We start from the raw sequence: 15178 nt of genomic DNA on the forward strand, positions 1-15178 counted from the left end.
AGGACTTGGAGCCCACCGCCTGAGCCGCCGAGAGCCCGTCTGCTTACCGGCATGCGACACACACCGAGTTCAGATACGAGGGCCCTGCCCGTGAGGGTCTCCATGGGACGAGTCGGATCCGGGGCCCCCGGGAGGGGGTCCATAGGAGGGGTACGGAGGCTGCTGTTGCGCGTACGGGCCCTGAGGTTGCTGCTGGTACGCGTACGGGGGCTGGTACGGAAGCTGCACGGCCGCGGCTGCCCGACGACGGCGGGAGCGTACGGCCACGACGGCCACCGCGCCGCCGACAAGGACGGCCGCAGCGACGCCCAAGCCGATCCAGAGAGCGGCGTCGCTGCCGCCGTCGGAGGCCGGGGCAGCGGTCGCCGACTTGTCACTCTTCTCGGCGGAATCGGCGGCCTCGGACGCTTCGGCTGACGGTTTCGCGGACTCGGCTGCGGCCGCAAGGTCGGGAAGCGGGTACTCGTCAGCGGGACCGGGGTCGCCGGGTGACTTGAGGGCGACACTGGGGCGAACGATTCCGTGCCCGATGTAATCGGTGCGTTCGTCACCACTTACCGGACCGCTGGCTGTGTTGATCAGGACACGCAGGACCTGATTGTTGGACCAGTCCGGGTACTTGGACCAGATCAAGGCAGCAGAGGCCGAAACGATGGCGGTGGCATCACTAGTACCGCTGCTCTTGCACAGCTGGGTCCCGCCGCTGCAGGCGTGAACCATGTCCACACCCGGACCGGACAGGTCGACCTGGGGGCCATACTGCGATGATTTGGCTCGCTTGAGATCTTTCCCGACCGACCCCACACCGACGACTCCAGGCGTCCCTGCCGGGTATTCGACTGGGTTCCCCTCATCGGCACTGTTCCCTGCAGACGCGAAGACGAGAGACCCCTTTTCCAGAGCATACGCTACAGAATCAGTAAGTTGCTGTGACCCAACGTTGTTCCCAAGGGAAACATTGATAATTTTGGCACCACTATCGACTGCGAAGCGAATCGCTTCCGATACATCTTCGTTGAAGTACTTATCCCCCTTACCTCCACTGACCTTGCCGAAGTTATCCCGTACGCGAATGGGAAGAATTTTGACTGCAGGCGCAAGACCAAAGGCGCCGTCCCCACCCGCATCACCGGTTCCGGCAATTAGCCCCGCGATTCCGGTACCGTGATTCCGGTAGTCAGTGTGCTCGTCTCCTGGGGAATCCACTGCCAGATCTTTCCCCTGAAGAACACGCCCTTGCAGATCAGGGGTGGAAGTATCAACACCTGAATCGACGACAGCGACGGTGACGTTCCGCCCCGTACTAGACGCCCACATCCGTTCAGCCTGCATGGCGTCCAGGTGCCATTGACTCGAACGCACCGAGTCCGCGTATGCGGGACTGGCGCCTACCAGGAGCACGGCCACTACGAGGGAAGCGACGGTTCCACGGCGGGCAGTCGCTGCACTACTGGTAAGCATCGGATTCCTTTACCTATGTCCTGCTGCTCAGTCGATCACTGGGGGGACAACCCGCCGGCTGCCCTGCTGCCAGGTCTCCTCGTCTTCCACGAGGTAGTCCGGCCGCTCACCCTCGTCACGGCGCGGGTCGCGCGCACGCTGAGGAGCGGCAGCTCCTCCTCGCCCCGCTTGACCGGCCCCACGACTGCCGTCACCCGTCGTCGCGCCCCGCACCAGTCCTGTGCCACCGGGCGTGAACGGCCGGCCGGTCGTGCGTCCTGGCTGCTGCGGACGACCACCCACCATCCCGCCGGCTTCCCCCGCCAGTCGGCGACCACCGACAACTCCGCTCTGCCCGCCACCCCCGGCCCCGCCCATACCGCCGCCGCCATGCCCCATCGCTCCGCGACCGGCCTGGGCGCCTTCACCACCAATTACTGTGCCGCGAGGAATGCCGCCACCAGGGCGCCCGGGGCTCTGCGCAACAGGGCGGCCCCCAACGATTCCACCGTCGCGGGCCGGTCGGCCAATCGGATTAGTGGCCAGGTGCCCGGCACCGGTGGACATGGGAGGACGAGGAATGCCAGGGGTTCGGCCCCCCGCGCTTGTCGTCGGCATCACAGGTCCACCGCCGCTGCCCAGGGGCAGAACCGCAGGCGTCACGGTGGGTCCGGCGTCAGGCCTCCCCGGGCCCTGCACTCCAGGCGGAGCAACGGGGTTGGTCGGCGTGGTCGCCGGCAACGTGTCCACTCCGGCGATCTCCATGTCCACCGGCCGCTGCACTACGCCGACGACCGGTGCCACCACACTCGAAGAAAACCCCGGCAGCGCATCAACTCCGCCAGTCGACTCTGAAATGGCACCGGGCGTCGAGGCGCCACTCGGCGCCACGCGAGCGCCGCCTCCGGGCCCCCCGCCTCCTGAGACGTACCCGTTGGCATCGTCCCGCTCCGCCAATGCATCGTCCGGAGCAATCACCTGCGGTGGCGGTGGAAACTCCGGCTTGTCCAGCTTGCCGAACCCCGCCACCGAGTGGCTGTACGTCTGAGAGAGCTTCCTCATCTCCGCCGCGACAGCCTCCCGTTCCTCGGTGAGCTTCCTCACCAAGGCAGCAGAATCCGGGTCGTTCCGTGCCTCGAGTGCTGCTTCAAGGTTCGCCTCGGGGTCCCCCACAGGGCGAGGCGTCGCTGCCTTGGCCAGAGCGATCGCGTCCGCTGCATTACTCAGCTGCTTCGACGCGCCCTTGCTGTATTCGGCAAGGCGCAGGGTCGCGTTGGCCAGGTCCGCACTCCAGGTGCGGAACGAGAATGCCCCCTCGCCCTCCCAGGTCACCCACTGCGGGCGGATCTTCAGTTCACCGGCGATCTTGTCGATCTCGGTCCCGGCGTGCGCCAAGCGGTCCGCCACCGCTTGCACGGCCGTGCTGTTCGCCTGGTCGAGCCACGCGATCATCTGCTTGTGCGACATACCATCAAACGACGTCGTACTCATCCCGCTCCCCCGTCCGTACCAAATCCAGTACCAGCGAACCTCACCGCCAGGAACCCCCGGATTGCTCCGTCGGCGAAGGCTCCGGAGCCGCTGCCGGCTTCCCGGCCTCTCCCTTGCCGCCTTCCGGCTGCGGGTCGTACTCGCCCTTGTAGTGCTCCTGCGCACCCTCTCGGATCGCGAGCATGCGCTGGCGGATGTCGTCGTCGAGGTTCTCGTAGCCCTTGTGCGACGCCAGGACCGCGATACCCATGCCCTCCATCGAGTCCGAGAGGAGCTTCGAGAAGGTTTCGAGCTCGGTGATGACCTTCTGGTACGACGAGAACAGACCCGTAGCTTCTGCCCACGCAGGGGCCCCGAACTGCGTCTCCCCGATGAAGACTTCGTTCAGCTTCTTCGCATCCGCCGGGGACGCCTTGAGGTCCTCCAGCAGTTCGTCGATGCGGTTGCGGAACTTCGTGAACGACTCGAGCTCCGTGACCAGATCGCCCACGGTGTCCTGCACCATGTCGACGATCCCGCCGAACGGCCATCCCAGAGCCGGCCCCGTTCCTGACCCTGCGTCGCTCGCCACAGCAACCTCCCCGTATACAGCTGGCTATAGCTCAGGCCATCACTGTAGTCAGCACCGGTGACACACCGCACCCCCGGGTTGCACGTGCAACGCGGATCACATCCGCGTGTTGACGCTCAGGACTTGGGGGCGGCCACCGCTGCCTGCGGGCGGATCGGGAGGCGGTTGACCGGGCGGCCCGTGGCCGCGCGGACCGCCGCGGCCACCGCTGCGGGGGACGTGACCACCGGGACCGCGGACGCGGGTTTGGCTCCGAAGGGGGCCACCACGTCGCGTTCCTCTATGAGTTTGACGATGCGAATGTCCGGAGCGTCCAGTGACGTGGGTAGCGCGTAGCCGGTGAGGTCCGGGTGCCGGATCAGGCCCCGGGCCGTACGGAGGTTCTCGGTGAGGGCCGCGCCGATCCCCTGGGTGACGCCCGCCTCGATGCGGGTCGCCAGCTGGGAGGGGTTGAGGACACGGCCGACGTCCTGGGCGACCGCCATCTCGACCACGCGGATCGAACCGAGCTCGATGTCGACGTCGACCACCGCGCGGACCGCGCAGAAGGCCAGGCCCACGAACGCGTCGCCCTGGCCGGACTCGTCCAGGGGCTCGGTCGGATGGGGGCGGCACTGGGCCGTGGCCCAGAGTTCCTTGCCGTCCATGGCCTCCATGACCGTCGTGGACAGCACACCGTCGTACGAGGTGATTTTGCCGTCGGCGATCTGGAGAAGCTCCGTGGACATGCCGAACTGGTGGGCCAGCGGCTGGAGGAGCTGGGTGCGGACCATCCTGGCCGCGCGTTCCACCGCACCGCCGGACACCCAGGTGTGCCGGCCGTGCGTCGCCGGGCCCGCGGGGGGCTGGTCGGTGTCCACCGACGCCACGTGGACCTCTTCGATGCCCAGGGTCTCCTGGACGATCTGGCGGGCGAGGGTGGTGAAGCCCTGGCCGGTCTCCACGGCCGCGCAGATGACGGTGGCCACCCCGTTGTGGACCCGGACCGTGGCCGTCGAGACCTCGTCCGTGCCCTCGGCACCGAGCATGTGGACCATGCCGAGCGCGTAGCCGACACCCCGGCGTACGGCACCGGGTTCACCGGCGCCCTCCGGGCCTCCCGGCAGCAGCCAGTCGTCCTCGGGAGCGTCCTTGGGCAGCGTGGGGAGCGGGTAGTCGCGGACCTCTCGGAGCAGTTCCGCCACCGGGGCGGGGCATGTCACCGTCTGGCTGGTGGGGAGTATGTCGCCGGTGGAGAGGGCGTTGCGGAGGCGGATCTCGGCCGGGTCGATGCCCAGTTTCGCCGCCAGCTTGTCCATCTGGCCCTCGTAGGCCGCACATACCTGCATCGCGCCCTCACCGCGCACATGGCCGGAGGGCGGGTTGTTCGTGCGGACCGCCCAGCCCTCGATGAAGGCGTGTGGGACGACGTACGGGCCGCAGGCGAACGCCACCGCCGCCGCCAGGGATTCCGACGAGGAGTCGGCGTACGCGCCCGCGTCGAGGAGGATCTGGGCCTCGACCTTGACCAGCCTGCCCTCGGCGTCCGCGTGGTGGCGGTAGCGCAGCAGCGTCGGGTGGCGGTGGGCGTGGCCGAGGAAGGACTCCTCGCGGGTGGCGGCGAGTTTGACCGGGCAGCCGGTGCGCAGCGCGAGGAGGCCGAGTGGGATCTGGAAGCCGGGGTCCTCCCGGTCTCCGGTCGCTCCCGGGACACCCGTCACGACCACCTTGACCCGGTCGGTGTCCAGGCCGAAGCAGGCGGCGGCGAGGTCGCGGTCGGTGTGCGGGTCGGTGGACGCCGTGTAGAGCTCGACGCCGCCGTCGGGGCGGGGCACGGCGAGGCCGGCCTCGGCTCCGATCGGGGCCGGGTCCTGGCGGCCGATGCGGTACAGGCCCTCGACGATCACCTCACCCACGGTGTCCGGGTCGCCGAAGCGCAGCGGGATGTGGCGGATGAGGTTGCCGTCGGGGTGCAGCGGTTCGGCGGCGAATGCCTTCTCCGGGTCGGTGACCGGCTCGAGGACCTCGTACTCGACGGCGATCGCCGCGGCCGCCAGACGTGCGGTGTCGGGATGGTCCGCGGCGACGGCGGCGATGGCCTCACCGTGGTGGCGCACCAGGTCGGAGGCGAAGACGGGGCGGTCGACGACGCTCCGGCCGTACGCGCCGTCCCCGGGGATGTCCTCGTGCGTGACGACCGCGCGGACGCCGGGCATCGCCGCGGCGGCCGAGGTGTCGATCGACAGGATGCGCGCGTGCGGGTGCGGGGAACGCAGCATCGCGGCCCACAGCAGGCCCTCGGCCCAGAGGTCGGCCGCGTACGGGTACGTGCCCTCGGTCTTGGCGCGGGCGTCGGCCGGCGGGAGCGAGGCACCCAGGCCGAGCAGGGGCAGCTCCTGGTCCGGGCCCGGACCGGTGCCCTCGGGCAGCGGCGTGGTGCGGGTGGTGCTGGTCGCGGTGGCTGCGTCGTTGGTCACGCCGCCTCCTTGTCGTTCGCCCCGCTGCGGCAGCAGCTAATGGTGGTGGTGTGGGTGACCGGTGATGCGGGAGACGCGGCGTTCACCGGGGGTCTCCCTCGTGCGCGTGCGGCTGGACGCTGCCCGCGCCGGGGCCGGCCTGGTGCGGGATGCGCAGTTCCTCGTTCTCCGCCTCGGCCGCTTCCCGGCCCTCGACGACCTCGCGCACGGCGTCGAGCACGCCCCGGTAACCGGAGCAGCGGCAGAGGTTGCCGCACAGCGCCTGGCGCGTCTCCAGTTCGCTGGGGGCGTGGTTGCCTTCCAGGAGGTCGTGGACGGTCATGGCCATGCCCGGGATGCAGAAGCCGCACTGGACGGCACCGCACCGGGCCAGGGCCCGCTGGACATCGGACGGTTCGCCGTCCACCGCGAGGCCCTCGACCGTACGGACCTCGCTGCCCGCGGTGGTGGCCGCGGGAACCAGGCAGGAGGCCACGAGGCGGCCGTCGACCTGGACGTTGCAGGCACCGCACTCGCCCTGCGAGCAGCCGTCCTTGGCCCCGGCGAGGCCGAGGCGCTCCCGCAGGACGTACAGCAGCGACTCGCCGATCCAGGCGTCGCTGACGGGGCGGTCCGTGCCGTTGACGTGCAGGACGTAGGAGACGGAGGGGTGCTCACTGGGCACGTCCGGCGCGCCCTCGGGGGCGGGATCAGCTCCCGGCGGTGTGCTGGACCCGTGGGCGTCGAGTGGGGCCTCGAAGGCCGCGGCGAGCTCGGGCGCCTCTGCGGGTTCGCCCGAAGCACCCAGCACGTCCGACACGTCAGGCGCGTCCGGCACATCAGGCGCGTCCGGCACATCGAGCGCGTCCGCCACATCGAGTGCGGCCGGCGCACTGTCCAGCGGCTCCAGCGGCTCCAGCGGCCCGGCTGTCCCGGTGGACGCCTCCTCCTCGGAAACCTCGGAGACCTCGGAGACCTCCACGACCGCTTCGGCCACGGGCTCCGGCTCGGACGGGAACTCCGGCAGGAGCTCGGCCGGGAATTCCGGGGAGAGCTCCGGCTCGGACTCGGCTGCCGGTTCGGGCTGCGGCTCCGGCGACTGCTCCGGTGCAGGTGCCTCCGGGAGTGCCTGTTCCTGCGAAGCCCACGGTGCCGATGCGCCCCCGGGCAGCGTGGCCGGGGGCGAGTCCGCGTACCACGGGGACGCCAGGGCCGAGGCCGCGAACTCGCCGGACTCCTCCGGGAGGTCGCCGTTCGCCACCGGGATCGTCCACTGGCCGGTGTGCCCCATGGGCTCGGCGGAAGCGGAAGCGGAGCCGGAAGCCGCGTCCGGCCCGTCCGGCCCCGCGGCGGGCACGGACTCGGTGAAGTTCCACTGGGCCGTCGTCGACGACGTCTGCTCGTACTGCGGGGTCGACGGGTACGCGCCCGGGTACTCCTGCCCGTACGGCTCCTGCCGATACGGCTCCTGCTGGTACGAACCCTGGTGGTTCGGTTCCGGCCGGTACGGGTCCTGGTGGTTCGGGTCCTGGTGGTTCGGGTCCGGCCAGTGCACCTCGGAAGGGACCTCGCCGGCCTGGACGGCCCGCTCCTGCTGACTCTGCGTCTGCACGACCCAGCTGCCCGTCGCCGCGGGGTCGAGCCCCGCCGCCGGGGTCAGCGGCAGGATCATCGGCGGTACGTAGCCGTGGCCGGGAGCGGCCAGCGGGTCGTTCCCGAGGTTGGCGAGGTCCTCCGGCGGGAGGTGGACGAAGGCGGTCGCCTCGGCGTCGTACTCGCCGCCCTGCGGAGTGGGCTCCCAGCCGCCGTACGGGTCGGGCTGCCCGTGCCGCTGCTCGGGGTTCTCTTCATTGCTCACGACAGTGCCCTCCCCAGTGCGCGTCGGGCGAGCGCGGCGACGGTGCGCCGCAGGTGGAGCACGGCGGGGGGCAGCGGTGGCGCCTCTCCCCCGTCGTCGGGTGCCTGGTCCGGGATGCAGGCCGCTGCGACGTACTCGCCGAAGGCGGCCAGCGCGTCGGGGGCCAGGCCCCGTTCGCCGTCCCAGTCGATCAGCGAGGCGATCCAGCGTTCCGCCTCCAGGGGCCGCAGCGGCATCGGGGCGATCGCACCGACCGCGCAGCGCACCCCGCGCCGGGCCGGGTCGAGGACGATCGCGACGGAGGCGGTGGCGCGGCCGGGGCCGGTGCGGCCGGTCGCCTTGAGGAACACCTGGGGGGCGTGCAGCAGCGGTACGCGCACGAAGCCGATCAGCTCGGCCGGCTCCAGCATGTCGCGGCCCGCCAGGAGGTGCGAGACGGGGATCTCGCGGCGGGAGCCGTCGGGGCCCGCGATGACCAGCTCGGCCTCCAGGGCCGCCAGCACCGGCAGGGAGTCACCGGTCGGGGCCGCGGTGGCGATGTTGCCGCCGAGGGTGCCGGCGTTGCGGATCTGGGGCGGTCCCGCGGCGCGCGCGGAGGCGGCCAGCGCGGGGATGAGGGCGGCGAAGTCGGGCCGTCCCATGCGCGCGTGGGTGAGGCCGGCCCCGAGCAGGGCGTGGCCGTCCTGGTAGTGCCAGCCGCGCAGCTCGCTGATCCGGCTCAGCCCGACCAGCCCCGCGGGGCGCAGCAGGCCCTGGTTGACGGCCGCCATGAGGTCCGTGCCCCCGGCCACCGGAACGGCTGCAGGCATGGCGCCGAGAGCCGCCACGGCCTCGTCGAGCGAGGCCGGCAGCGTCACCGACTGCATCGCCTGCGGTGCGTGCGTGGTCAACCCAGCTGCCCCTTCCCGGTGTCCCGGCAGTCCCGCCTGTCCGCCGTACGGTACGTGCTCACGGCCGGGACGTGGCAACTCTGGCACATCTTCCGGGCTGACCGACGCGAGGGACCACGAAGGACACATCCGTCCCCGAACAGGGGAAAAGTCGCCTTTCACGCGACTTCTACCCGACGCGCGAATTGCCACCCTTCAGCAAGTTCGTACGACTTGTTCGGATCACACGCACCACGGGCCGGGTGGCCGGACCGGCCGCCCAAGGACCGGCCACCCACGGGCCGGCCGCCCGGACTCACACGTTCGGGGGCGGTCCCTCGATCGGGCGACCCAGGACACCGGGCCGGCGTTGCCACGGCAGCGGGCCGCCCACGGGCCGGTAGGCGACCCCCAGGGCGTCGAGCCGCGCGTAGTGCGTGCCCATGCGCCGGTCGAAATCGGTGAAGTCCCGCTCCCCCGGCGCCGGAAGGGCCGACCAGGCGACCTCGGCGAACGCCGCGAGCCGCGGGAAGACCTGGTAGTCCACGCGTGCCCGGTTCTGCATGACCTCGGTCCAGACGTTGGCCTGGGTGCCGATGATGTGCCGGGCGGCCTCCTCGGAGAGGCCCGGGGGAACCGGCTCGAAGCGGTAGACGTCCTCCAGGGTGCGGACGAAGCCGATGGGCATCGGCTCGTCGGGGCCGCCGTCCTGACGGTGGTCCAGGTACACCTGCTGCTCGGGGCACATCACGACGTCGTGGCCCGCCTCGGCCGCGGCGACGCCGCCCGCGTAACCCCGCCACGACGAGACCGCGGCGCCCTCGGGGAGACCGCCTTCGAGGATCTCGTCCCAGCCGATGAGCCGGCGCCCGCGGGCGGTGAGCCAGTCGTCGAAGTGCCGGATGAACCAGGACTGGAGCGCGTCCTCGTCGGGCAGGCCGAGTTCGGCCATCCGCGCCTGAGCCGTTGGCGAGTCCTTCCACTGGTCCTTCAGGCATTCGTCGCCACCGATGTGGATGAACGGCGACGTGGCGGCCGGAAAGAGGCCGAGCACCTCCTCGAAGACCCCTTCGAAGAAGCGCAGTGTGGTGTCGGTGGGTGCGAGTACGTTCGGGTTGATGCCCCAGGTGTCCCACACGGAAAGGGCGGAGGTGTCGACGACGTCGGTGTTGCCCAGTTCCGGATATGCGCTGATGGCGGCCTGCGAGTGCCCCGGGATGTCGATTTCGGGGACGACACGGATATGCCGCTCGGCCGCGTACGCGACGATTTCGCGGATGTCGTCCTGTGTGTAGAAACCGCCGTGCGGGGTCTCCTCCCACAGTTCGGATGCGCGGTGGCCGTATTTGGTCCGTGCGCGCCAGGCACCGGTCTCCGTGAGCCGCGGGTGGCGCTTGATCTCGATGCGCCAGCCCTGGTCGTCGGTGAGGTGGAAGTGGAAGACGTTCAGCTTGTGTGCGGCGAGGAGGTCGAGGTAGCGCAGGACGTCGTCCTTGGGCATGAAGTGCCGTGCCACGTCGAGCATCAGGCCGCGCCAGGGAAAGCGGGGCCGGTCCTCGATCTCCACGGCCGGAATTCCCCTGGGTGTACCGGCGCCGAGGGGTGCGCGGCGGAACGCTTCGGGGCCCAGGAGCTGACGGAGGGTCTGCGCCCCCCAGAACACCCCGGCGGCGCTCCCTCCGGTGATCCGTACGCCGGCGCCGGGCGCCACGGACAGCCGGTACCCCTCGGGCTCCAGGCAGGCGTCGATGCGCAGCTCCACGGTGTTCCCGGCCCCGTCGACCCGGGTGCCCGGGGCGAGCGGGAGGCCGAGTGCGCCGCCGAGGGTGGTGCGCAGCCAGCGCTCCGCCGACTCGGTGCCGGGGTGTGCCGTGAGGGTGGTGGACCGGTCCGGGAGGAATGCGTGCGGCCCTCCGTCCTCGGCGCGTACCGGTGCCGGAATCAGGTTGTCCACGTCAGTCCTTAACCGCTCCGCCCAGCCCGGAGACCAGACGGCGCTGTACGAGTACGAAGAAGACCAGCACGGGAATGGTCATCACCGTCGAGGCCGCCATGATCCCTCCCCAGTCGTTCTCGTCCGGTTTGAAGAAGACCAGCAGCGCCATGGGGAGCGTCGACTGGGAGGTGTCGCTGATGATGAACGACTTGGCGAACAGGAAGTCGTTCCAGGTCGAGATGAAGGAGAAGACGCTGGTCGCCACGAGCCCGGGAAAGACGAGCGGGAAGAGGATCTGCCACAGGAAGCGGGTGCGGCTCGCCCCGTCGATGTAGGCGGCCTCCTCCAGCGCCTCCGGGACGGCCTTCACGAAACCGCGCAGCATCCAGATCGCGAAGGGCAGCGAGAAGGCGAGATGCGGCAGGATCAGTGAGCCCAGCGTGTTCAGCTGGCCGAAGTCCCGCATCATGAAGAACAGCGGAATGGTCAGCGCTTCGACCGGCACCATCTGGGCGACCAGGAACATGATCAGCAGGGTCGTGCGGAATTTGAAGCGGAACCGGGTCACGGCCGTCGCCGCGAGGAAGGCGATCAGCGCGGAAGCGATGACGACCGTGCCCGCGACGAGCAGGCTGTTGAGGAAGTACCGGCCGAATTCCTGCTGTTCGAAGACCCGCCGGAACGAGTCGAGGGACGGGGCCAGTGTCCAGGGCCGGGCCTCGGTGGACTGGATCTCTCCCGCCGGCTTGAGCGCGGAGAGCACCATCCAGTACAGCGGGAAGGCGACCGCGGCGGCGATGACGAGGGCGGCGGCCTCCGCCGCCAGCCTCCCGGGCCTCCGGACGCGCAGCAGCGCACGTGCGCTCACAGTTCCTCCCCCTGGCGCCGCACCAGGCGCAGATAGACCAGCGTCACGGCCAGCAGGATCACCAGCATCACGACGCCGATCGCCGATCCGAGGCTGTACTGCGAGGACGCGAACGCCTTCTGGTACGCGTACACGTTGAGCACCAGGTTCTGACCGGCGATGCCGCCGCCGTTGGTCATGACGTAGATCTGGGTGAAGACCTTGAAGTCCCAGATGATCGACTGGATGGTGACGACGATCAGGATCGGCCGCAGCATCGGTGCCATGACCGACCGCCAGATGCGCCACTGCGAGGCTCCGTCCAGCGAGGCCGCCTCCAGCACCTCGGTGGGGATCGCCCGGATGCCCGCGTACACGGTCACCATCACGAACGGGAACGAGCACCAGAGCACTTCGAGGAGCACCAGCGCGAAGGCGCTGTAGCGCCCGTACGTCCAGGAGAAGTCGCCGAGTCCGAGCACCTTGTTGACCGGCCCGAAATCCGGGTCGAAGAGGAACACCCAGACGGTGGAGCCGGTGATCGCCGGGGTCGCCCAGGCGCCCAGCGCGGCCATCATCAACGCGAGCCGGGGCAGTGCCCGGATGCGGGTCAGCAGGACGGCCAGGGCGCATCCGACGAACAGGGTGGCGAGCACGCAGGCCGTGGCGAAGAGCACGGTCGCGAGGAGCACCTGCCAGAACTGGCTGTCGTTGAAGAGGGTCGCGTAGTTCCCGAAGCCCTGGAAGGTGGTCGGTTCGCCGCCGCTGACCTGGGCCTGGGTGTACTCCAGGAAGGAGATCAGGCCCAGTTGGTAGATCGGGTAGACGAGGAGTCCGCCGAGCAGGACCAGGGCGGGCAGCAGGTAGAGCCAGGGGGTCCAGCCGGAACGCCGTGCGGGGGACGCCGGGCGGCCCCGGGGCGCGCGGGCCGGCGGGCCGCCCGCCCCGGCCCGCGCGGGGGCCTTGTGGGCCGTCGTGTTCGCGGTCATCGTCAGCCCGCGTCGGCGAACGCCGCGTCCATCTTCTTCGCCGCGTCGTCCGAGGCCGCCGCCACGTCCTTACGGCCGCTGACGATCTCCTGGAACATCGTCGGCAGGACCAGCGAGGCGTCGATCTGACCCCAGGCCGAGGAGGCGGGGACGAACTTGGCACCCGCGCCGAGCGTGTCGACGAACGGCCCGACGAACGGCTCCTTCTCCGCGACCGCGGCCCGCACGTCCGTGTAGGTCGGCAGGAAGCCCATCGCGTCGAACATCTTCGCCTGCGTCTTCTTGCCGGTCAGCGACTTCATCAGGTCGACCGCGAGGGTGCGGTGCGAACTGCTCTTCAGCACGCCGATGTTGTTGCCGCCCGCGAACGCCGGGGCGATCGACCCCTCCTCGACACCGGGAAGCGGGACGACCGCGTACTTGCCCTTCACGCTGCCCGCCTCGACGGCCGCGTGGCTGAAGTCGCCGCCGATCGCCATGGCCGCCTTGCCGGACGCGAAGGCGGTGACGGTCGCGTTGCCGCCCATGGCGGCGCACTTGGCGGCGGGGCAGTTGTCGTCGCCGAAGAGCGAGGTGTACGCCTCGATGCCCTTGCGGGCCTTCGCGCTGTTGATGGCCGACTCGTAGCTCACACCGGTCTCGTCGGCCAGTTCGCCGCCGTTGGCCCAGATGAACGGCATCGCGCCGTAGGTGTAGGCGCCGCCGACCACGAGGCCGTACAGGTCCGGCTTCTCCCGGTGGACCTTCTTGGCTGTGGAGATCAGCTCGGCCTGGGACTTGGGGGGTTCGATGCCGAGGTCCTCGAAGACGTCGGTGCGGTAGTACAGCGCCCGTACGCCGACGAAGAGCGGGGCCCCGTAGACCTGGCCGCCCACGGTCACGGACTGCTTGGCGGTCGGGTCCGTGTCCTTGGCCTCGTCCCAGGCGGCGAACTCCTTGCTCACGTCGGCGAGTCCGCCGTCCTTCACGTAGCCGGCCGTGTCGGTGTTGCCGTACTCGATGAGGTCGGGGGCGCTCTCCGGGTCGTTGAAGGCCGCCTTGATGCGCTGGGCGCGGGTGTCGACCGGTATGTACTCGACCTCGACCTTCGCGCCCTCGTGGGTCTTCTCGAAGTCGGCGACGGCCGCGTCGACGACCTTCTCCTTGGGCTTGTTGCCGACTTCCTGGAAGAGCCACACGCGGAGCGTGCCGGTCTTCTCGTCCCCCCCGGCACTGGTGTCGGAGGTCTGCGGCGCGCAGGCGGTGGCCGTGAGGCCCGCCAGCACCAGCGCAGCGGCCGGGGCGGCAATTCGGGCAGAAAGCTTCATCCGGGACCCTTACCGGTCAGTCGTTGCATTCTGTGCAACGCGCGTTTCGTTCTGCACAACTGGCAGGAGAGTAAGGGCGCGCCACCACCCGGACAAGTGGTCTCAACCACTCTGTGACCACCGGATGCAGCCCGTGCAACGCACCACGCACCCCCTCGCCCACCCGGCCGGCGGACGCGCAAATGATCTCCGGGCATGCAAAAGGTCCCCGGGACGCGCATCGCTGCGCGTCCCGGGGACCACGGACCCGAGGGCCCCGAGGACGGTGGGACCCAGAACTACTTCTTGCCGCCGTCCTTGCCGCCCTTGCCCTTGTCCTTGTCGCCGCCGGCGCCCATGGACTCGTAGATCTCCTTGCACATCGGACAGACCGGGTACTTCTTCGGGTCGCGCCCAGGGACCCAGACCTTGCCGCACAGTGCCACCACGGGAGTGCCCTCCAGGGCACTCGCCATGATCTTGTCCTTCTGGACGTAATGGGCGTAGCGCTCGTGGTCGCCGTCGCCGTTCGACACCTGCGGCGCCGGCTCTACGAGGGTCCCCGTACCTGCCCCGCGCTCGGGCTCAAGAGTGCTCATAACTGCCAAGCGTACTGAAAGCTCCGAGCATCAGTTCAGCGAAGGGTCGTCCGGATACGTCGCGATCATCGCGAGTTCGCTGCGCTGGCGTCGCAGAACGGCCCGCCAGAGGTTCTCCGGCCGCGGGGACGACACATCGCCCGGCTCCGACTCCACCACGTACCAGGCGCCGTCGGTCAGCTCCGTCTCCAGCTGGCCGGGCCCCCAGCCCGCGTACCCCGCGAAGATCCGCAGCGATCCGAGCGCCGCCGCCAGCAGCTCCGGCGGCGCGTCCAGGTCCACCAGGCAGATCGCCCCGTGCACACGGCGCCAGCCGATGGGCTCCCCGCCGCCCGTACGGAGCCGGGAACCGGGGGGAGCGCCCTCGTCCCCGGGGATCACCGCGACACCGAGCGCCGAGTCCAGCGAGACGGGGCCGCCCTGGAAGACGACGTCCGGTTCCCCGGTCAGGCCCGCCCAGGACGCGAGGATGTCGCCGACGCCGACCGGGGTCGGCCGGTTCAGGACGACACCGAGCGAGCCCTCCTCGTCGTGGTCGAGGAGCAGCACCACCGCACGGTCGAAATTCGGGTCCGCCAAGGCGGGTGTGGCCACGAGCAGTCGCCCTGTGAGCGAGGACACCTCGGTCATGGCAGAGATGATCCCGCATCTTGGCGTTCCGCGGGCCCCAACCGGCCCGTCCGGCCCCGGCCGGCTTCCGTGCGCAGCTCAGGGCGCACAGGAGCCGCACAGGCGCACGGGGAGCGCACGCCCACGGGCGCGTCGAACACCCCTTCCGGACGGTGACCCTCCGCAAGGGGTTCCCAGCAGAGCGTGCTGTGGCGGATTCATGACGTTCGTATACCCCCCTGTGCCTT

Annotated in this window: 12 protein-coding genes; all 12 read right to left on the reverse strand. The window is 70.1% G+C overall.

Features of this window, described 5'->3' with window-relative positions; genetic code table 11:
- Positions 1–69 precede the first annotated feature (69 nt).
- Positions 70–1461, reverse strand: a complete 1392-nt coding sequence (mycP, locus tag OG927_RS12540; RefSeq protein ID WP_330320164.1) for a type VII secretion-associated serine protease mycosin — start codon at positions 1459–1461, stop codon at positions 70–72.
- Between the two features lie 27 nt (positions 1462–1488).
- A complete protein-coding gene (locus OG927_RS12545) occupies positions 1489–2931 on the reverse strand; it encodes a hypothetical protein (protein ID WP_124282176.1) in 1443 nt (480 codons plus the stop codon).
- 40 nt (positions 2932–2971) lie between these two features.
- A complete protein-coding gene (locus OG927_RS12550) occupies positions 2972–3502 on the reverse strand; it encodes a hypothetical protein (RefSeq protein ID WP_124282175.1) in 531 nt (176 codons plus the stop codon).
- A gap of 116 nt (positions 3503–3618) precedes the next feature.
- Positions 3619–5958, reverse strand: a complete 2340-nt coding sequence (locus OG927_RS12555; RefSeq protein WP_330320165.1) for a xanthine dehydrogenase family protein molybdopterin-binding subunit — start codon at positions 5956–5958, stop codon at positions 3619–3621.
- Between the two features lie 82 nt (positions 5959–6040).
- On the reverse strand, positions 6041–7795 hold the full coding sequence (locus tag OG927_RS12560; RefSeq protein ID WP_330320166.1) for a 2Fe-2S iron-sulfur cluster-binding protein: 1755 nt from the start codon (positions 7793–7795) through the stop codon (positions 6041–6043).
- Positions 7792–8685 carry an FAD binding domain-containing protein gene (locus tag OG927_RS12565; RefSeq protein WP_056798569.1) on the reverse strand — a complete coding sequence of 298 codons (894 nt, stop codon included), beginning with the start codon at positions 8683–8685 and terminating at the stop codon, positions 7792–7794. Before OG927_RS12565 ends, OG927_RS12560 begins: the two co-directional genes overlap by 4 nt.
- Before the next feature lie 295 nt (positions 8686–8980).
- Positions 8981–10618: a beta-N-acetylhexosaminidase gene (locus OG927_RS12570; RefSeq protein WP_330320167.1), complete on the reverse strand. Its 1638-nt coding sequence runs from the start codon at positions 10616–10618 to the stop codon at positions 8981–8983.
- Position 10619: 1 nt separating this feature from the next.
- Positions 10620–11468: a carbohydrate ABC transporter permease gene (locus OG927_RS12575; RefSeq protein ID WP_056798575.1), complete on the reverse strand. Its 849-nt coding sequence runs from the start codon at positions 11466–11468 to the stop codon at positions 10620–10622.
- The gene (locus OG927_RS12580) at positions 11465–12436 is read right to left on the reverse strand and encodes a carbohydrate ABC transporter permease (protein WP_319102399.1); all 972 of its coding nucleotides are present in this window, start codon (positions 12434–12436) and stop codon (positions 11465–11467) included. The genes OG927_RS12575 and OG927_RS12580 overlap by 4 nt, the downstream gene beginning before the upstream one ends.
- A gap of 2 nt (positions 12437–12438) precedes the next feature.
- Positions 12439–13743, reverse strand: coding sequence for an extracellular solute-binding protein (locus OG927_RS12585; RefSeq protein ID WP_330320168.1), 1305 nt, complete (start codon positions 13741–13743; stop codon positions 12439–12441).
- Positions 13744–14021: 278 nt separating this feature from the next.
- Positions 14022–14321 (reverse strand): DUF3039 domain-containing protein, encoded by a 300-nt coding sequence (locus OG927_RS12590; protein ID WP_079099505.1) that lies wholly within the window; start codon positions 14319–14321, stop codon positions 14022–14024.
- Positions 14322–14351: 30 nt separating this feature from the next.
- Positions 14352–14951, reverse strand: a complete 600-nt coding sequence (locus tag OG927_RS12595) for a YqgE/AlgH family protein (protein ID WP_056798587.1) — start codon at positions 14949–14951, stop codon at positions 14352–14354.
- Positions 14952–15178 lie beyond the last annotated feature (227 nt).

Origin of the sequence: Streptomyces clavifer, assembly GCF_036345975.1 — a bacterium.
In the GTDB taxonomy this organism is placed as follows: domain Bacteria; phylum Actinomycetota; class Actinomycetes; order Streptomycetales; family Streptomycetaceae; genus Streptomyces; species Streptomyces clavifer.

Coding starts and splice junctions, on each gene's coding strand:
- OG927_RS12545 (WP_124282176.1), bottom strand. CDS start 2,931: ATGAGTACGACGTCGTTTGATGGTATGTCGCACAAGCAGATGATCGCG.
- mycP (WP_330320164.1), bottom strand. CDS start 1,461: ATGCTTACCAGTAGTGCAGCGACTGCCCGCCGTGGAACCGTCGCTTCC.
- OG927_RS12580 (WP_319102399.1), bottom strand. CDS start 12,436: ATGACCGCGAACACGACGGCCCACAAGGCCCCCGCGCGGGCCGGGGCG.
- OG927_RS12585 (WP_330320168.1), bottom strand. CDS start 13,743: ATGAAGCTTTCTGCCCGAATTGCCGCCCCGGCCGCTGCGCTGGTGCTG.
- OG927_RS12595 (WP_056798587.1), bottom strand. CDS start 14,951: ATGACCGAGGTGTCCTCGCTCACAGGGCGACTGCTCGTGGCCACACCC.
- OG927_RS12590 (WP_079099505.1), bottom strand. CDS start 14,321: ATGAGCACTCTTGAGCCCGAGCGCGGGGCAGGTACGGGGACCCTCGTA.